This window comes from Amycolatopsis panacis, assembly GCF_003600245.1.
Classification (GTDB): domain Bacteria; phylum Actinomycetota; class Actinomycetes; order Mycobacteriales; family Pseudonocardiaceae; genus Amycolatopsis; species Amycolatopsis sulphurea.
The window spans coordinates 23,837-38,398 of the sequence record NZ_QZFV01000081.1; the positions used below are offsets into that span (position 1 = coordinate 23,837).

At 68.8% G+C, this 14,562-nt stretch carries 17 protein-coding genes; 13 read left to right on the top strand and 4 right to left on the bottom strand.

Features of this window, described 5'->3' with window-relative positions; translation table 11 throughout:
- Nucleotides 1-3: 3 nt before the first annotated feature.
- Nucleotides 4-381, bottom strand: a complete 378-nt coding sequence (locus D5S19_RS14945) for a BlaI/MecI/CopY family transcriptional regulator (RefSeq protein WP_120023944.1) — start codon at nt 379-381, stop codon at nt 4-6.
- Between the two features lie 91 nt (nt 382-472).
- Here D5S19_RS14945 and D5S19_RS14950 point away from each other — a divergent pair, with 91 nt between their 5' ends.
- The 8 genes from D5S19_RS14950 to D5S19_RS14985 all read left to right on the top strand — a co-directional run bounded on the left by D5S19_RS14950 (nt 473) and on the right by D5S19_RS14985 (nt 6,366).
- Nucleotides 473-1,084: a DedA family protein gene (locus tag D5S19_RS14950; protein WP_120023945.1), complete on the top strand. Its 612-nt coding sequence runs from the start codon at nt 473-475 to the stop codon at nt 1,082-1,084.
- Nucleotides 1,081-1,644 (top strand): phosphatase PAP2 family protein, encoded by a 564-nt coding sequence (locus D5S19_RS14955; RefSeq protein WP_120023946.1) that lies wholly within the window; start codon nt 1,081-1,083, stop codon nt 1,642-1,644. The genes D5S19_RS14950 and D5S19_RS14955 overlap by 4 nt, the downstream gene beginning before the upstream one ends.
- 29 nt (nt 1,645-1,673) lie before the next feature.
- A complete protein-coding gene (locus tag D5S19_RS14960; protein WP_120023947.1) occupies nt 1,674-2,366 on the top strand; it encodes an SDR family oxidoreductase in 693 nt (230 codons plus the stop codon).
- 97 nt (nt 2,367-2,463) lie between these two features.
- On the top strand, nt 2,464-3,078 hold the full coding sequence (locus D5S19_RS14965) for a TetR/AcrR family transcriptional regulator (RefSeq protein WP_199730509.1): 615 nt from the start codon (nt 2,464-2,466) through the stop codon (nt 3,076-3,078).
- 91 nt (nt 3,079-3,169) lie between these two features.
- A complete protein-coding gene (locus D5S19_RS14970; protein WP_233573920.1) occupies nt 3,170-4,192 on the top strand; it encodes a Dyp-type peroxidase in 1,023 nt (340 codons plus the stop codon).
- Entirely contained in the window at nt 4,189-4,986 is a 798-nt protein-coding gene (locus D5S19_RS14975) for a family 1 encapsulin nanocompartment shell protein (RefSeq protein ID WP_120023950.1), read from the top strand. The genes D5S19_RS14970 and D5S19_RS14975 overlap by 4 nt, the downstream gene beginning before the upstream one ends.
- 85 nt (nt 4,987-5,071) lie before the next feature.
- On the top strand, nt 5,072-5,917 hold the full coding sequence (locus D5S19_RS14980) for an ion transporter (protein WP_120023951.1): 846 nt from the start codon (nt 5,072-5,074) through the stop codon (nt 5,915-5,917).
- Nucleotides 5,918-6,135: 218 nt separating this feature from the next.
- The gene (locus D5S19_RS14985) at nt 6,136-6,366 is read left to right on the top strand and encodes a hypothetical protein (RefSeq protein WP_120023952.1); all 231 of its coding nucleotides are present in this window, start codon (nt 6,136-6,138) and stop codon (nt 6,364-6,366) included.
- A 72-nt stretch (nt 6,367-6,438) separates the two neighbouring features.
- Here D5S19_RS14985 and D5S19_RS14990 read toward each other — a convergent pair whose 3' ends face one another.
- Nucleotides 6,439-6,636, bottom strand: coding sequence for a hypothetical protein (locus D5S19_RS14990; protein WP_120023953.1), 198 nt, complete (start codon nt 6,634-6,636; stop codon nt 6,439-6,441).
- Between the two features lie 733 nt (nt 6,637-7,369).
- Between D5S19_RS14990 and D5S19_RS14995 the strand changes: the two genes are divergently transcribed.
- Nucleotides 7,370-8,560 (top strand): cytochrome P450, encoded by a 1,191-nt coding sequence (locus D5S19_RS14995; RefSeq protein WP_233573924.1) that lies wholly within the window; start codon nt 7,370-7,372, stop codon nt 8,558-8,560.
- 22 nt (nt 8,561-8,582) lie between these two features.
- On the opposite strand, the gene D5S19_RS15000 is transcribed toward D5S19_RS14995, so the two are convergent.
- Both D5S19_RS15000 and D5S19_RS15005 read right to left on the bottom strand, forming a co-directional pair.
- Nucleotides 8,583-9,512, bottom strand: a complete 930-nt coding sequence (locus tag D5S19_RS15000) for an alpha/beta hydrolase family esterase (RefSeq protein WP_120023954.1) — start codon at nt 9,510-9,512, stop codon at nt 8,583-8,585.
- An 82-nt stretch (nt 9,513-9,594) separates the two neighbouring features.
- Nucleotides 9,595-10,773, bottom strand: a complete 1,179-nt coding sequence (locus D5S19_RS15005) for a glycoside hydrolase family 3 N-terminal domain-containing protein (protein WP_120023955.1) — start codon at nt 10,771-10,773, stop codon at nt 9,595-9,597.
- 167 nt (nt 10,774-10,940) lie between these two features.
- Here D5S19_RS15005 and D5S19_RS15010 point away from each other — a divergent pair, with 167 nt between their 5' ends.
- From D5S19_RS15010 to D5S19_RS15025, 4 genes are read left to right on the top strand one after another with little or no spacing between them, the layout of a single operon-like run.
- Entirely contained in the window at nt 10,941-11,534 is a 594-nt protein-coding gene (locus D5S19_RS15010) for a helix-turn-helix transcriptional regulator (RefSeq protein WP_120023956.1), read from the top strand.
- A gap of 14 nt (nt 11,535-11,548) precedes the next feature.
- Nucleotides 11,549-12,814: an ABC transporter substrate-binding protein gene (locus D5S19_RS15015; RefSeq protein ID WP_120023957.1), complete on the top strand. Its 1,266-nt coding sequence runs from the start codon at nt 11,549-11,551 to the stop codon at nt 12,812-12,814.
- 5 nt (nt 12,815-12,819) lie between these two features.
- Nucleotides 12,820-13,731, top strand: a complete 912-nt coding sequence (locus D5S19_RS15020; protein WP_233573925.1) for a carbohydrate ABC transporter permease — start codon at nt 12,820-12,822, stop codon at nt 13,729-13,731.
- Entirely contained in the window at nt 13,728-14,555 is an 828-nt protein-coding gene (locus tag D5S19_RS15025; RefSeq protein WP_120023958.1) for a carbohydrate ABC transporter permease, read from the top strand. The genes D5S19_RS15020 and D5S19_RS15025 overlap by 4 nt, the downstream gene beginning before the upstream one ends.
- The last annotated feature ends 7 nt before the right edge of the window (nt 14,556-14,562 follow it).

Sequence of the window (14,562 nt, forward strand, 5' to 3'; positions counted from 1 at the left end):
GTCTCAGCCGCCGTTCTCGGCCAGCAGATCGCGCAGTACCCGCTCGTCGGAAGCGGAAAGGTGGGACACGAAGCGTGCGAGCACACTCGGCCGATCCGCTTCGTTGTCGAGCACCTTGGTCATCCGGCGCGCGGCCAGGCCCGGCTCGTCGTCCGCCGCGCGATAGGTGAACGAGCGGCCCTGCTTCTCCCGGGTCGCGACGCCTTTTTCGTACAGCCGCGAAAGAATGGTGACCACCGTGGTGTAGGCCAGCCCGCCGCCGAGCCGCTCCTGCACACCGGCCGCCGACACCGGTTCGGCGGACTCCCACAGCACGGCCAGCACTTCGGCTTCCAGCTCGCCGGGTGCCCGCCGGGTGCCGCCGTCCTGTTCCTTCCGCATGCCTCCGAATCTACACGGTTGTCGTAGCCGGGTGAATATCTACTACACTTGTGTAGAAGTTCTGCTGACACGTAGTTGACGGAGGTGGGGGATGGGCGGCCTGCTCGATCCGCAGTCGCTGCTGGCGACCTTCGGCCCGATCGGGGTGTTCGTGGTGCTGTTCGCCGAGACCGGGCTGCTCATCGGGTTCTTCCTGCCGGGGGACTCGCTGCTGTTCACCGCGGGGGTGCTGGCCGCGTCCGGCAAGGTGCACCTCTCGCTGCTCGCGGTGATCGCCTGTGCGGCGACGGGCGCGCTGCTCGGCGCGCAGACCGGGTTCGTGCTCGGCAAACGCGGCGGCAGCGCGCTGCTGGCCCGCGTGCGGAACCGGCATCTGCACCAGGGCGTCACGCGTGGATCGGCGATGCTGACCCGGTACGGACTGGGCAAGGCGGTGGTGCTGGCCCGGTTCATCCCGGTGGTGCGCACGGTGCTGAATCCGCTGGCCGGGGTGGCTGGGATGCCGGCCGCGCGGTTCGCGTTGTGGCAGGTGCTCGGCGGTCTCTTGTGGACAGCCGGGGTGCCGTTGGCCGGTTACGCGCTGGGTTCGTCAGTGCCGAACATCGATACGTACTTGCTGCCGATCATCGCCGTCGTGGTGCTGGTTTCGCTCAGCCCTCTGGTGCTGGAGATCGTCCGCGCGCGCCGGAGCCGGGTCCCATGATCGACGCCGGGATCTACCGAGGCGTAACGGATTTCGCCTGGGCACAGCATTGGCTTTCCGGGGTGGCGATCGCGGTCGCCGAGTACGGGGTTTTCCTCGTGGTACCGGTGATTCTCGCGTTGTTGTGGCGAGCCCGGCATCACGGCGCGGACAGGCTGGCCGTCGCGATGTGGGTGCCGTTGTCGATGGCATTGGCGTTCGCGGCCGACACGGCGCTCAAGTCGCTGTTCGCCGAGGTGCGGCCATGCCGGGTCGTCGCCGGGGTACACACTCTTCTGCCGTGCGATCCGCCGACGGATTACGCGTTTCCCAGCAACCACACAGTGCTCGTGGCCGCTTTCGCGGCGGCGATGTTCCTGGTCAACCGGCGCTGGGGAAGGTGGGCGGCCGTCTTCGCCGTGGTGATCGGGATTTCGCGGGTGTACGTCGGCGCGCACTATCCGCACGACGTGCTGGCCGGTCTCGTGGTCGGCGGCGTGATCGGCCTGCTCGGGACGTTCGCCCGTGCCCCGCTGGCGAAGTTGCTGGAACGGACGGTGCCCGCCCTCGTCCGTGGCTAGGCTGCCCGGGGCGAAGAAAGGCGGGCGACATGACCGGCGCACTGGTCACCGGGGCCTCGCGCGGGATCGGGCGGCCGGTCGCGGTGAATTACCGCACCGACGAGAATTCCGCGCGAGCCGTGGTGGACAAGATTCGCGCGGACGGTGGGCAGGCGGTCGCACTGCGTGCCGACGTCACCGACCCCCACGCGCTCCGCGGGCTTTTTGATGCCGCGGAAGCGGAGTTCGGCGGGCTGGACGTGGTGGTGGGCAACGTCGGCATCGCGCGGTTCTCGCCGGTCGCCGAGACCGGCGACGACGCGTTCGACCTCGTATTCTCGACCAATCTCCGGGCGACCTTCGCGACCCTGCGTGAGGCTGCCCGCCGTGTCCGCGACGGCGGCCGGATCGTGGTGATCTCCAGCGGTGTGGTCGTGACCAGCCGCGCCGGCACGGGCATCTACGGTGCGAGCAAGGCCGCCGGCGACCACCTCGTGCGCGTGCTGGCGAAGGAACTCGGGCCACGCGGGGTGACGGTGAACAGCGTGCTTCCCGGCGCGGTCCGCACCGAGGCGCTCGCCGCGGACGGTCCGCCCGGCGTGCAGGAGTACACCGTGCGCCAGACCCCGCTCGGCAGGCTCGCCGAGCCGGGCGACATCGCCGACATCGTGGGTTTCCTGGTCTCTGATGCCGCACGCTGGGTCACGGGGCAGGCCTTGCGCGCGAGCGGTGGCCAGTTCTGACCTTCGGCGCAGCGGGCGTTCCGGCATTCGGTGTGACATCCACCAAGATTTTCTTGGACGACCGTCAAGTCTCGCTTCGCAGGCTAGACTTCCGGACGTGACCGTGGCGAAGGAGCGTATTTCCCGCCGCGCCGTGGACAAGTTCGCTCTGCGGCGGGAGCAGCTGGCCGAGTCCGCCCTGCAGGCGCTGGCGGAGCTGGGCTACGCCCGCACGAGCCTGCGGGAGATCGCGCAGAAGTCCGATTTCTCGCACGGGGTGCTGCACTACTACTTCGAGGACAAGGTCGAGCTGCTCACCTACGCGGTGCGCAAGTTCGAAGAGACCTGCGTGACCCGCTACGACGACGTGGTGGCCGAGGCCGCCTCGGCCGAGGAACTCAAGCGCGGCTTCGGCGCCGCCATGGCCGGCACGCTGCGTTCGGACGCGGCGATGCACCGGCTGTGGTACGACCTGCGCAACCAGAGCCTGTTCGAGGAATCCTTCCGGGCCGACGTGCTGGACATCGACGCGCAGCGCCAGGACATGGTGTGGCGGGTGGTCCACCGCTACGCCGAGTTCACCGGCGAGCCGCCACGGGTGTCCCCGGCGCTCGCGTACGCCGCCTTCGACGGCCTGTTCCAGCGGGCGCTGCTGCATCTGCTGGCCGGTCAGGGCGAGGCCCCGCAAGCGCTTGCGGCCGAGGTCGAGGACCTGCTCACCCGGCTCGGCTGACGTCCCCCGCGCGAGTGGCGGCGAACGGTGCCGCCTGCTGTCCGCGGTTACGATGCCCGCGACGGCCGGTGCGGCAGGAGGTTGCGGACGCGTGAGTGCGGAGGCGGCGGAATCCCAGGGCGTGCTCGGCCCGCTCACCCGGGCGGCGGTCTTCCTGGTGGTCCGGGTGGACGCGGGGGCCGAGGAGACCGCGAAGGACCTGCTGGCGGACCTGCCCGGACTACAGCGCACGGTCGGCTTCCGTTCCCTGGATGGCGGATTGACCTGCGTCGCCGGAGTCTCCTCGGCGGCGTGGGACAGGATCTACGGCGGCCCGCGCCCAGCTGAGCTGCACGAGCTGCCGGTGTTCGACGGCGACCGGCACACCAGCGTGACGACCCCAGCCGATCTGCTCTTCCACTTCCGGGCCGGCCGGATGGACCTGTGCTTCGAGCTGGAAACGCTGATCATGGACCGGCTGCGCGGTGCGGTCACGGTCGTCGACGAGGTGTCCGGCTTCCGCTACTTCGACGCGCGTGACCTGCTCGGTTTCGTGGATGGCACGGAGAATCCGACCGGCGCGTCGGCCGAGCGGGCGGTGCTGGTGGACGACGACGGGCCGTTCGACGGCGGCAGCTACGTGGTGGTGCAGAAGTATCTGCACGACCTGGCCGCCTGGAACGCGCTGTCCACCGAGGAGCAGGAGCTGGTGATCGGCAGGCGCAAACTGTCCGATGTGGAGCTTCCGGACGCGGAGAAGCCTGCCGGCTCGCACCTCGCGCTCACCGTGATCACCGACGAGGACGGCACCGAGCTGGAGATCCTGCGCGACAACATGCCGTTCGGGCGGCCCGCGCACGACGAGTTCGGCACCTACTTCATCGGCTACGCCAAGAGCCCGTCGGTGATCGAGCGGATGCTGGAGAACATGTTCGTCGGCTCGCCGCCGGGCAACCACGACCGCATCCTGGACTTCTCCACCCCGCTCACCGGTGCGCTGTTCTACGTCCCCACCGTGGATTTCCTGGAGGATCCGCCGGCGCCACTCCCGCCGGTGCAGGACTCCCCGGACACTGCGACGGCGGACCCGTCGTCGCTGGGCATCGGCAGCCTGCGAAGGAGCGCTCGATCATGAACAACCTGCATCGCGAACTCGCCCCTGTCTCGGCCGCCGCCTGGGCGGATCTGGAAGAGGAGGCCACGCGTACGTTCCGGGAGTCGGCCGCGGCCCGGCGGGTGGTCGACGTGGTGGTGGCCGGCGACCCGGCGCTCGCCGCGATCGGCACCGGGCATCGGGAACCGGTGCCCGGCCCGGCTGCCGGGGTGTCCGCGAGCCTGCGCACCGCGCAGCGGATCGTCGAGCTGCGGGTGCCGTTCACGGTGTCCCGGGAAGCGGTCGACTCGGTGGAGCAGGGTGCCAAGGACGCGGACTGGCAGCCGGTGAAGGATGCCGCGCAGCAGATCGCGCACGTCGAGGACCGCATCGTCGTCGACGGCTTCGCCGAGGCCGGGATCAGCGGTATCCGAGCGGCTTCTTCGCAGGCTCCCGTCGCCCTGCCCGCGGAGGCCGGCGCCTATCCGAGGGCGATCGGCGACGCGCTTGCGAAGCTGCGTGACGCCGGGGTCGCCGGGCCGTACGCCGTGTTGCTCAGTGACGAGGCGCACACCGCGGCCATCGAGGCCGCCGACCACGGCTATCCGGTGCTGGAGCACCTGCGGCAGATCGTGGACGGGGACCTCGTGCGCACCGCCGCGATCAGCGGCGCCTGCGTGCTCTCCACCAGGGGCGGGGACTACGAACTCCACTTCGGACAGGACCTGTCCATCGGCTACACCGGCCACGATTCGTCCACTGTGGAGCTCTACTTCCAGGAAACGCTCACCTTCCTGGTCAACACCGCCGAGGCCGGGGTCGGGCTGACCGCCTGAGCCGCGACGTCCGACGGCCGCCACGGCGACGTCCGGCCGTGCCATGATCGGATCGGCGGCGGAGTACGGACAGCAGGGAGCGGGTATGGCCGGCAGGGGCGCCCAAACGGAGCTCAACAGCGGGATCCTGCCCGGGAACGTGCGGGCGGACGACTGGGTGCTGTTCGTGCTCGCTCTGGTTTCGATCGGGCTGCTGGGCTACACCCTGCTCGCCCCACCGCCGCCCGAGGCCGCGCAGTGGATTTTCGTCGCGGATTGCGTGGTGTGCGGGATTTTCCTGCTGGAGCTGATCTGGCGGTGGCGCAAGAAGGGCTGGCGGCCCGCCTTCCTCGCCCGCACCTGGTACGAGGTATTCGCGATGATCCCGGTCGCGCACCCGGCGTTCACCGTGCACCACCACGTGCTCGCGGTGATCCTGCTGGTGGTGCGGCTGGGCCGGGCGGCCGACCGCGCGGTCGGTGAGCAATTCACCTTTCGGCTCGTGGACAAGCTTTCCGAGCCGATCGTGCAGGCGATCAAGAAACCGGTCACCATCGCCGTGCTCGACGAGGTGGTCAAGGTGCTCGAGACCGGGAACTACCCGGAGAACCTGGCGAAATCCCTCAGCGAGAACAAGGATGAGCTGCGGGCCATCATCACCGAGAAGCTGGCCACCGACCCGCAGCTGGGCAAGCTGCGCCGGTTGCCGTTCCACGACGAGATCGTGCGCACCGTCGTGGACACTTCGTTCCGCGTGCTCCTGGAAGTGCTGCTGGATCCGCGGATCGACGACTTCTTCTCCTCGGTCGTGCGGGACAACCGTGAGCAGATCCGCCGGGCGGTCTCGCTGGGACTGAACGAGGTGGCCGATTCCCCGGACGAACTGCTGCTGCGCACCCGTACTCAGCGCGCCGCGGCCATGGAGTACGACAAGCGTCATCCGGCAGACTGAATGTCTCCGATGTGGACAGTTGAGACCACGGTGCGCCGTCGCGTGCTGACGCTGCGTGGCAAGTCTCGGCGGTGCACCGGGAAAAACCGGCTGGAGTAGGCTTGCCCGCACTCGTTCCGTTGCTGCACAAGGGTTGTGTTCGCAGAAGTACGAGGTGTGCCGGGCGCCGGCCGGGCACACTGGTACCGGCCGGGAGCTTCAGTCGCGGGTTTGGAGTCGTGGGCGTGGTGGATAGCGGGCAGCAGACACAGCGGTGCCGTCGGCAGGACTGCACGGAGCGGCCGTTGTGGCGGGGGTTGTGCTCGGTGCATTGGAACCGCTGGCAGAGCGGCGCCGACGCGCTGGAACTGCCCGAAGACGACGTGCCGCCGCCACCCGCCCGGATCTGGTGGCCGCCGGCGCGTCCGCACGACGAACCACTGAGCAGCCGGGCCCAGCCCCGCTCCTGAACGACCGGTCGCCGCAGCGGTACCGGGTCACCAGCCGGTGACCCGGTGTGTCCGTATTTCTGTGGGCCGCGGCTACCCGGCGAGGATCCGCTGCAGCCGGGCGCGGGCCATCCGGTACAGCAGCTCGCCGACCTCGTCCGGCACGATCCGGCCGTCGAGGTCGGCCCGGGTCGCCCGGACCACCGCCTCGATCGCCGAAGCCGGCAGCCGGCCGGTGAACTCGCCGGTCAGCCATACAGAGACGTCGTCCGCCGGGGCGCGCACGTTCATCGGGGTGCTCCAGTCCGCTCGCGGGCCGTTCGGGGTGGCCCTACGCCGGTCCGACGCACCGGCCGGGCGGTCATGACGCGAAAATCGGGACTCTTCCCGCGCGGGTCGCCCTACCGTGCTCGCCGTCGGTGCGAACGGGGGCGGGACCGTGGCGGCTCGCTGAGGGGCGGTCTCCACGCCCGAACTCTACCGGCGCCATCCGCGGCGGCTTCCGGCAGCCATGTCCGCCGGCGAGACGCGGGCGGCGTTCGAGTGCGCTGAGTAACGGAACGGGGCGTCGCGGACTGCGGCCGCCGCGCACATGCGGCGATGTGGTCAGTGTGGTCACCGAATGCGGCGACGATCATGTGGTACTCGTCGGGTCGTTCTTGTACCACGGGGACCGTGCATTTCTTTTTGCCGCGTGAGGAATTGCTCATGATTGAATCTGGTGAGGCGTTGGCGTGGATTCGATCCGGGTCATCTGTACGGCGGGGTCGTGCCGGCCGATCAGGTAACTGTCCTTAAAGGACTGTGGGGGCCGGTGTGCGGTTGATCGACGGCGGCGTCGGCCAAGGTGGCCGTGGCGGCGCGGCTGTTACTCCAACTGGGAACCACGCCATCACCACGGCTCGGACCGGTCCTGAGGGCATACCCTTGCTCTTGATCAAGTTTGCTGGACGCTCCTGGCGATGTCGTGCTACTACTCGTAAAGATCATTTCGCCGTCCAGACCGCGTCAGGAGGTGTCCGCCGTGTCGATCGAGGCCTGTCCGTATCCGTTCGCGGAGGCAGGGCAGCTAGAGCTGGCGCCGGAGTACGGGCGGTTCCGCCGAGGGGAGGGACTCGGCAGGCTCCAAATGCCCTATGGCGGTGCGGCATGGCTGGCGACCCGGCTGGCCGACGTCAAGTTCGTCTTGGCCGATCAGCGATTCAGCCGGGCCGCGGCGCGGGACAACGACATGCCGCGCACGGTGCCGTTGATCGAACGCACACCCAATCTGCTCACTCTCGACCCGCCGGAGCACACCCGGGTACGCCGGGTGGTCGCGCGGACTTTCACGATGCGCCGGATTGAGCTGGTGCGTCCACGGATCCAGCACATGGTGGACGAGCTGGCCGGCCGAATGCTGGCACAGGGACCGCCCGCGGATCTGGTCGCGGATTTCGCGCTGCCGCTGGCGATCACCACGATCAGCGAACTACTCGGCGTGCCCGCGGACCAGCGAGCGCAATTTCACGAATGGTCGGACAAGGCCAGTGCGATCTCCGATGTGCCGGTCGAGGAGATCCTCGCCGCCCGCGGCAACCTGGAGGCCTTCTTCGCCGACCTGGCCGCCCGGCGGCGGGTGACGCCGAGCGACGATCTGATCGGCTTGATCGTCTCGGCGCAGGAGGCCGAAGACCGGCTCTCCGACGGGGAACTGGTGCAGCTGGGCACCATCTTGCTGGCAGCGGGCCACGAGACCACCGCCAACCAGCTCTGCGGCTACGTGTTCACCCTGCTGAACCGGCCTCGGCTGTGGCAGCGGCTGTGCGCCGAACCGGAACTGGTGCCCAAGGCGGTGGAGGAACTGGCCCGGATCACCCCACTCGGCGTGGTCACCTTCGGCCGGATCGCCAAGGAGGACGTCGAGGTCGGCGGCACGCTGGTCCGCGCGGGCGAGACCGTGGTCTGCCAGCTCGCCGCCGCCAACCGGGACGAGCTGGCCTTCGCCGACGCGGACGAGGTGGACTTCGATCGCGAGCACAACCCGCACATCTCGTTCGGCCACGGGGTGCACTACTGCCTCGGCGCGCCACTGGCCAGGCTGGAGCTGCAGCTCGCGCTCGGCACTCTGCTGAGCCGGCTGCCGGGGCTGCGCCTCGCCGTCGCGGCGGACGAGGTGCCGTTCAAAACCGGCCGGCTGCTGCGCGGGCCGAAATCGCTGCCGGTCACCTGGTGAACGGCAGCGATTCCGGATGCGTTCAGAGACGATGGGAGAGCAGGAAATTCCGGATGATCGGGGTGGCGTTGATCAGCGTCGGGGTCTGCGAGTCCAGGTTCGGCTGCGTGCTCGGCCACACGTGCCCGGCTCCCTCGATCCGATAGCGCGCCAGCGAACAGCCCGGCCACCACTGCTTGACGACTCCCCGTATCGGCGAGATGGAGATCGGCCCGAACCGGCACTGGTCGCGGTCGACCCAGCCGGTCATCCAGTCCGGAATGGACGGCAGGCCCTTCTCCGGGTTGCCGTTATAGGGAATGGTGGGATCCGCGGTGCCGTGGAAGTCGACCATCGCCACCCTGCGCGACGGGTTGCACGGGCCGCCCTGCGGGTAGAAGGCACCGGAGACCGGGGCGAACGCGGCGATCCGGCTGGCCATCCGGCAGGCCAGCACGCCGGTGAAGCCGCCGCCGTTGGACTTGCCGGTCGCATAGATCCGCGACGGGTCCACACACAGCGTTTGCTGCAAGGAGGTGAGCAGGTCGCTGGTGAACTGCACATCGTCCACAGTGGCCGAGTACGGCGCACCGGTCCAGGCGGCCTCACCGTCGGTGCCGGTCAGGCCCTGCGGGTAGACCGCGATCATGTCGCCACCGGAGAAACCGGACAGCTTCTCCTGCCACTCCGCGGTGCGTTTGTGGCCGTGGAAGGAAAGCACCAGCGGGTACGAGCGGTGCGGGTTGTACCGGGCGGGCACGTAGATCCGGTATTCCCGTTGCACCCCGCCGGAGGTCAGGTGCCCGACGGTGGTGGTTCCGGCGGCGCCAGGAGTGAAGCGTCCGCATCCGGTGGTCGGGATGGGGTGATCGACCACTCCGGACGGTGAAGCGGACGCGGTGGAAGTCAGCACTGCCCCGAAACCCAGTACCGCGGCACACAACGCGGCGAGTCGGTGGAAGCGTCCGGACATACGGTTCTCCTTGAGCGATGAATAAGCGCGACCATCGTCACATTGCGCTGGAGCGCCTCGCTCGTTTCGTTCATAGAGTTCGTCACATCGTGCAGGCACCCTTGGCCGCGAGCACGCGGCCCACCGAGGCGGCTACCTGCGCGGCGGGCAGTTCGCCGGTCTGCGCGGCCTGCACGAGCCGGTCCAGTACCGCGGGCACATCCCCGTTGCCGGAGGAGAACAGTGCCTCGTCCGCGCCGGCTTGGAGTGCCTTCAGGACCGCTTCGGGCAGCGGGTACTGATCGGTGATCGCCTTCATCCCGCCGAGATCGTCGGTGATCACCGGTCCGGCGAACCGGAATTCGCCACGCAGCAGCCGATACGCGGCCGGGGACAGCGAAGCGGGCACCCCGCCGGTCAGCCCTGGCACGTCCAGGTGCCCGACCATCACCCCCACTTTCCCGTACTCCGCGAGGTCGCGGTAGGGCACCAGATCGATCTGCCGCAACCGATCCAGCGGCGGGGTGGTCACCGCGGTGCGATGCGAATCGCCGGATCCGTGGCCGTGCCCGGGAAAGTGCTTGAGCACCGGCAGTACGCCGCCGGCCCGCAGCCCTTCCGCGAAGGCCATCGCGTACGCGCGCACCTTCTCCGGATCCGGGCTGTAGGAACGATCCCCGATCACCGCGTCGTCCGGCTCGTCGCTCACGTCCGCGTCCGGCGCATAGTCCACTGTGACGCCACGGCCATGTAGCTGCCTGCCGCGCTGCTCGCCCAGCGCCCGCACCTCGTCCGGGGTTTTCGTGGCGGCCAGCTGCCGGGCGCTGGGCAGCGGCCCGTCGAGATCGTCGATGCGCTGGACCCGTCCGCCTTCTTCGTCGACCGCGACCGAAACGGGGATGCGTGCCGCTTGGCGCACCGCGGCGAGCGCACCATTCTGCAACAGTGTGGTCTTATTGCCGCCGATGAAGATTCCACCGACCTGAGTGGACTGGACAAGATTTGTCACCACGGCCGGGTTTCCCGCGTCGACGCCGGGTACCAGAAGCTGCGCGACCCGTGCGCGCACATCCATCGCGAACACCACCGCGGTGCACGACGATGCCGGGGCAGAAGGAACCTGCGCGGACGGTGGCGCACTGCGGATACCGGGGATCGCACCAGGTGAGGGCACTGCCGTACCGGTGACGGACGGCCCGGTGCAGCCGGCGAGCGTTCCGCCGAGCAGGAGAACGACCAGTTTTCCGGCCGAGGGCCGCCCCGGTCGAGCATGCGCCTTCATGAATTCCTCTGGCGGTATGGGTCGGGTCCCGAAGACGGTATCCGACGTCACCTCTATCCCCGGCTTCAGCCGGTGAAGAACGGTCGTGAAGCGACTAGAGAATTCGTGAAGGCGCCCTCGGCACACTTGCCTTCAGGCAGGGCAGGTGTCTGTACACGGAGGTGGCAATGAACCAGGTCAAGGTGGCGGCGTGGGCTTCGGACCCGATCGCGCTGGCAGGGCTCATCGACCACCTGCGCGCACGGCCCGAGGTCCGGGTGCTGCCCGGCCAGCAGCGCGGTGAGGCCGCGGTGCTGGTGTTCGCGGCCAACCGCATCACCCGTGAGGTGAAGGCGGCGCTGCGGGCCGCGGCCTCGGAGACCCCGGCGGCCATCGTGCTGGTGGCCGGTTACGTGGAGCCGGAGGAGTTGCCGGAGCTGTCGGCCTGCCACGTCGCCGCGGTGCTGCCGCGGGAGGCGATCGCGGGCGACAAGCTGGTGCGCAGCATCGTGGCGGCCGCTTCCGGCCGGGAGACCGCCCTGCGCGACTTGCTGGATCAGGCGGTGAGCCTGCAGGCCGCCGGGGACGGCGCGGCGCTGTCCGCCCGGGAGGTGGACGTGCTGCGGCTGATGGCCGAAGGCTGGGACACTGCGGAGATCGCGGGCAAGCTCTGCTACTCGGAGCGGACCGTGAAGAATGTCATCTACGGCCTGACCAATAGGCTGAAGCTGCGCAACCGCCCGCATGCCGTCGCCTACGCCCTGCGCGCAGGGGTTATTTGAAGGATGCTCACCACGTGCGAAAGCTGATCCGGCACCCGGCCGCCGCCGCGGCCATCGTGGCCACGCTGCTCGTCTCCTCCGCCTGCAGTGGCCCGACCGGGGACGAGAAGATCACGCTGACTGTCGCGACGTTCGGTGAGTTCGGCTACCAGCCGCTGTTCGAACAGTACGAAAAGGACCATCCAGGCATCGAGATCCGGAGCCGGGTCACCGATTTCGACACGCACTTCAAGTCGCTGAGCATGCAGTTGGCGGCCGGTCGCGGCGCGTCCGACGTGGTCGCCATCGAGGAGCAGCAGCTCCCGACCTACCTGCAGGTCAAGGACAAGTTCGTCAACCTCGCCGACTACGGTGCCACGCAACTGAAGGATCAGTGGGCGCCGTGGAAGTGGGCGCAGGGCACCAAGGACGGCTACGTGCTGGGGCTGGGCACGGACATGGGCAGCCTCGCGCTCTGTTACCGCCGTGATTACTTCGAGCAGGCGGGCCTGCCCACCGACCGGCAGGCGGTCGCCGCGCTCATGCCGACCTGGCAGGACTACGCCAAGGTCGCCGGCCAGTTCACCGCGAAGCTGCCGAAGGTGAAGTTCGCCGATTCGGCAGGCACGGTCTACACCGCGATGCTGAACCAGTCGCCGGAGAACTACTTCTCCGCCAAGGACGATTCCTACGTCGCGGACCGGAATCCGAGCGTGCGCGAGGCGTTCTACCTGGCCGGCGGTCTCGCGCAGAACAAGCAGACGGCCGCGGTCACCACCTATACCTCGGCCTGGAACGTGGCCATCAAACAGGGCGGGTTCGCGACCATTGCCTGTCCGGCCTGGATGCTGGCCCAAATCAAGGAAGCGGGCGGCAAGGACGTCCGCGGAAAGTGGGACGTCACCTCGGTGCCCGGCAACAGTGGCAACCAGGGCGGCTCGTTCCTCACCGTGCCGAAGCAGGGCGCGCATCCGAAAGAGGCCTACGACCTCGCGCGCTGGCTGACCGCGCCCGGGCAGGAGAAGCGGCTCTTCCTCAGCGACGGGATCCTGCCGAGCGAGCCGCAGGTCTATCAGGACCCGCAGGTCGTCGCGCACAAGGACGAGTACTTCTCCAACGCCCCGGTCGGGCAGCTCTATGCCGCTTCGGCCACCTTGCTGCGGCCCAACTATCGCGGCCTGCACGACGCCGACGTACGCCCCGAGTTCGGCAAGGCGCTCGGCCGGATCGAAGACGGTTCGAGGACTGTCGACCAGGCCTGGTCCGAAGCGACCAGGCTGGGGCGCGAGGCGATCAAGTAACCGCCGTGAACACGCGCGGAACGCTCGGGACGCGGCTGGACCGAAAGGTCACGCCCTTCCTGTTCATCGCGCCGTTCTTCGCGATCTTCGCGGTATTCGGCGCTTTTCCCCTCTTGTATACGGCGTGGGTATCCCTGCACGACTGGGGCCTGCTCGAAGGCAACCGGGGCGGATTCGGGTTCGCCAACTACGCTGAGCTGTTCGGTGATGCGCGGTTCTACAACGCGCTGGCCAACACGATCGGCATTTTCCTGCTCGCCGCGGTCCCGGAATTCTTTCTCGCCCTCGGTATCGCCGCGCTGCTCAACCGCAGGCTGCGCGCGTCGACCTGGTGGCGGACCGGGGTGCTGCTGCCCAACGTGGTGGCGGTGGTCGCGGTAGGACTGGTCTTCACCCAGCTCTACAGCCGCGATTTCGGGGTGGTGAACGAGGTACTCGGCTGGTTCGGGGTGCCGCCGGTGAACTGGCAGGCCGGGCGGTGGACCTCGCATCTGGCCGTGGCGAGCATGGTGATGTGGCGGTGGGTCGGCTACAACGCGCTGATCTACCTGGCGGCCATGCAGGCCGTGCCGCGGGAGCTGTACGAGGCCGCGGAGCTGGACGGCGCCTCGCGCTGGCGCACTTTCTGGTCGGTGACCGTGCCCGGGATCCGCCCGGCGATCGCGTTCACCGTGGTGGCCGGCACGGTGAACGGGCTGCAGTTGTTCGCCGAGCCACAGCTGTTCGATCCGGGCGGCGGGGGCACCGGCGGGAACGACCGGCAGTTCCAGACCCTGGCGATGTACTTGTACGAGAAGGGTTTCACCAAGTTCGACGCCGGATATGCGGCCGCGCTGTCCTGGGCGATGTTCCTGATCTGCGTGGTCTTCGCGATCTTCAACTACCGGCTGGTGCGCCGGTTCGTGAGCGCGTCGTGAGGCCGCGGCGGCGCGCGGGCGCCTGGGTGTACGTGGTGCTGGCCGGCGTGCTCGCCGGCTCGATCTTCCCGCTGTACTGGTCGTTCGCGGTGTCCAGCCGGGACAATTCGGCGATCGGGGAGACCTCGCCGCTGCTGCTGCCCGGCGGGCACTTCTTCGAGAACGTCCAGCGCGTGTTCGACACGGTGGACTTCTGGCAGGCCATCGGGAACTCGCTGATCGTGGCGAGCACCGTGATGGTGTCCAATGTGGTCCTGTCCACTGTGGCTGGTTATGCCTTCGCGCGGCTGCGTTTCCCCGGCCGTAACAGCCTGTTCCTCCTGGTCGCCGGTTCGGCGATGGTGCCGGCGCAGCTCGGCGTGATCCCGCTGTTCCTGGTGATCAACGATCTCGGCTGGTACGGCAGGCTGGAGGCGGTGATCGTGCCGGGGCTGGTGAGCGCGTTCGGGGTGTTCTGGATGCGCCAGGCGTGCGAGGGCGCGGTGTCCGCCGACCTGATCGACGCGGCCACTGTGGACGGAGCCTCGGTCCTGCGCACCTTCTGGCACGTGGCCGTGCCGGCGCTCCGCCCGCACGCCGCGGTGCTGGCCATGATCACCTTCCTCGGCGCGTGGAACGACTATTTCTGGCCGCTGGCGGTGCTGGATTCCTCGGACAGCCCGACCGTGCAGGTGGTGCTCTCGCAGCTGGCCAGCGGGTACTACACGGACTACGCGCTGATGCTGACCGGCGCGACCCTCGGCGTGCTGCCGGTGATCGTCCTGTTCCTGCTGCTGGGCCGGTATCTGGTCCGCAGCATCGCCAGCGGCGTGCGTTACGGCTAGTCCCCGG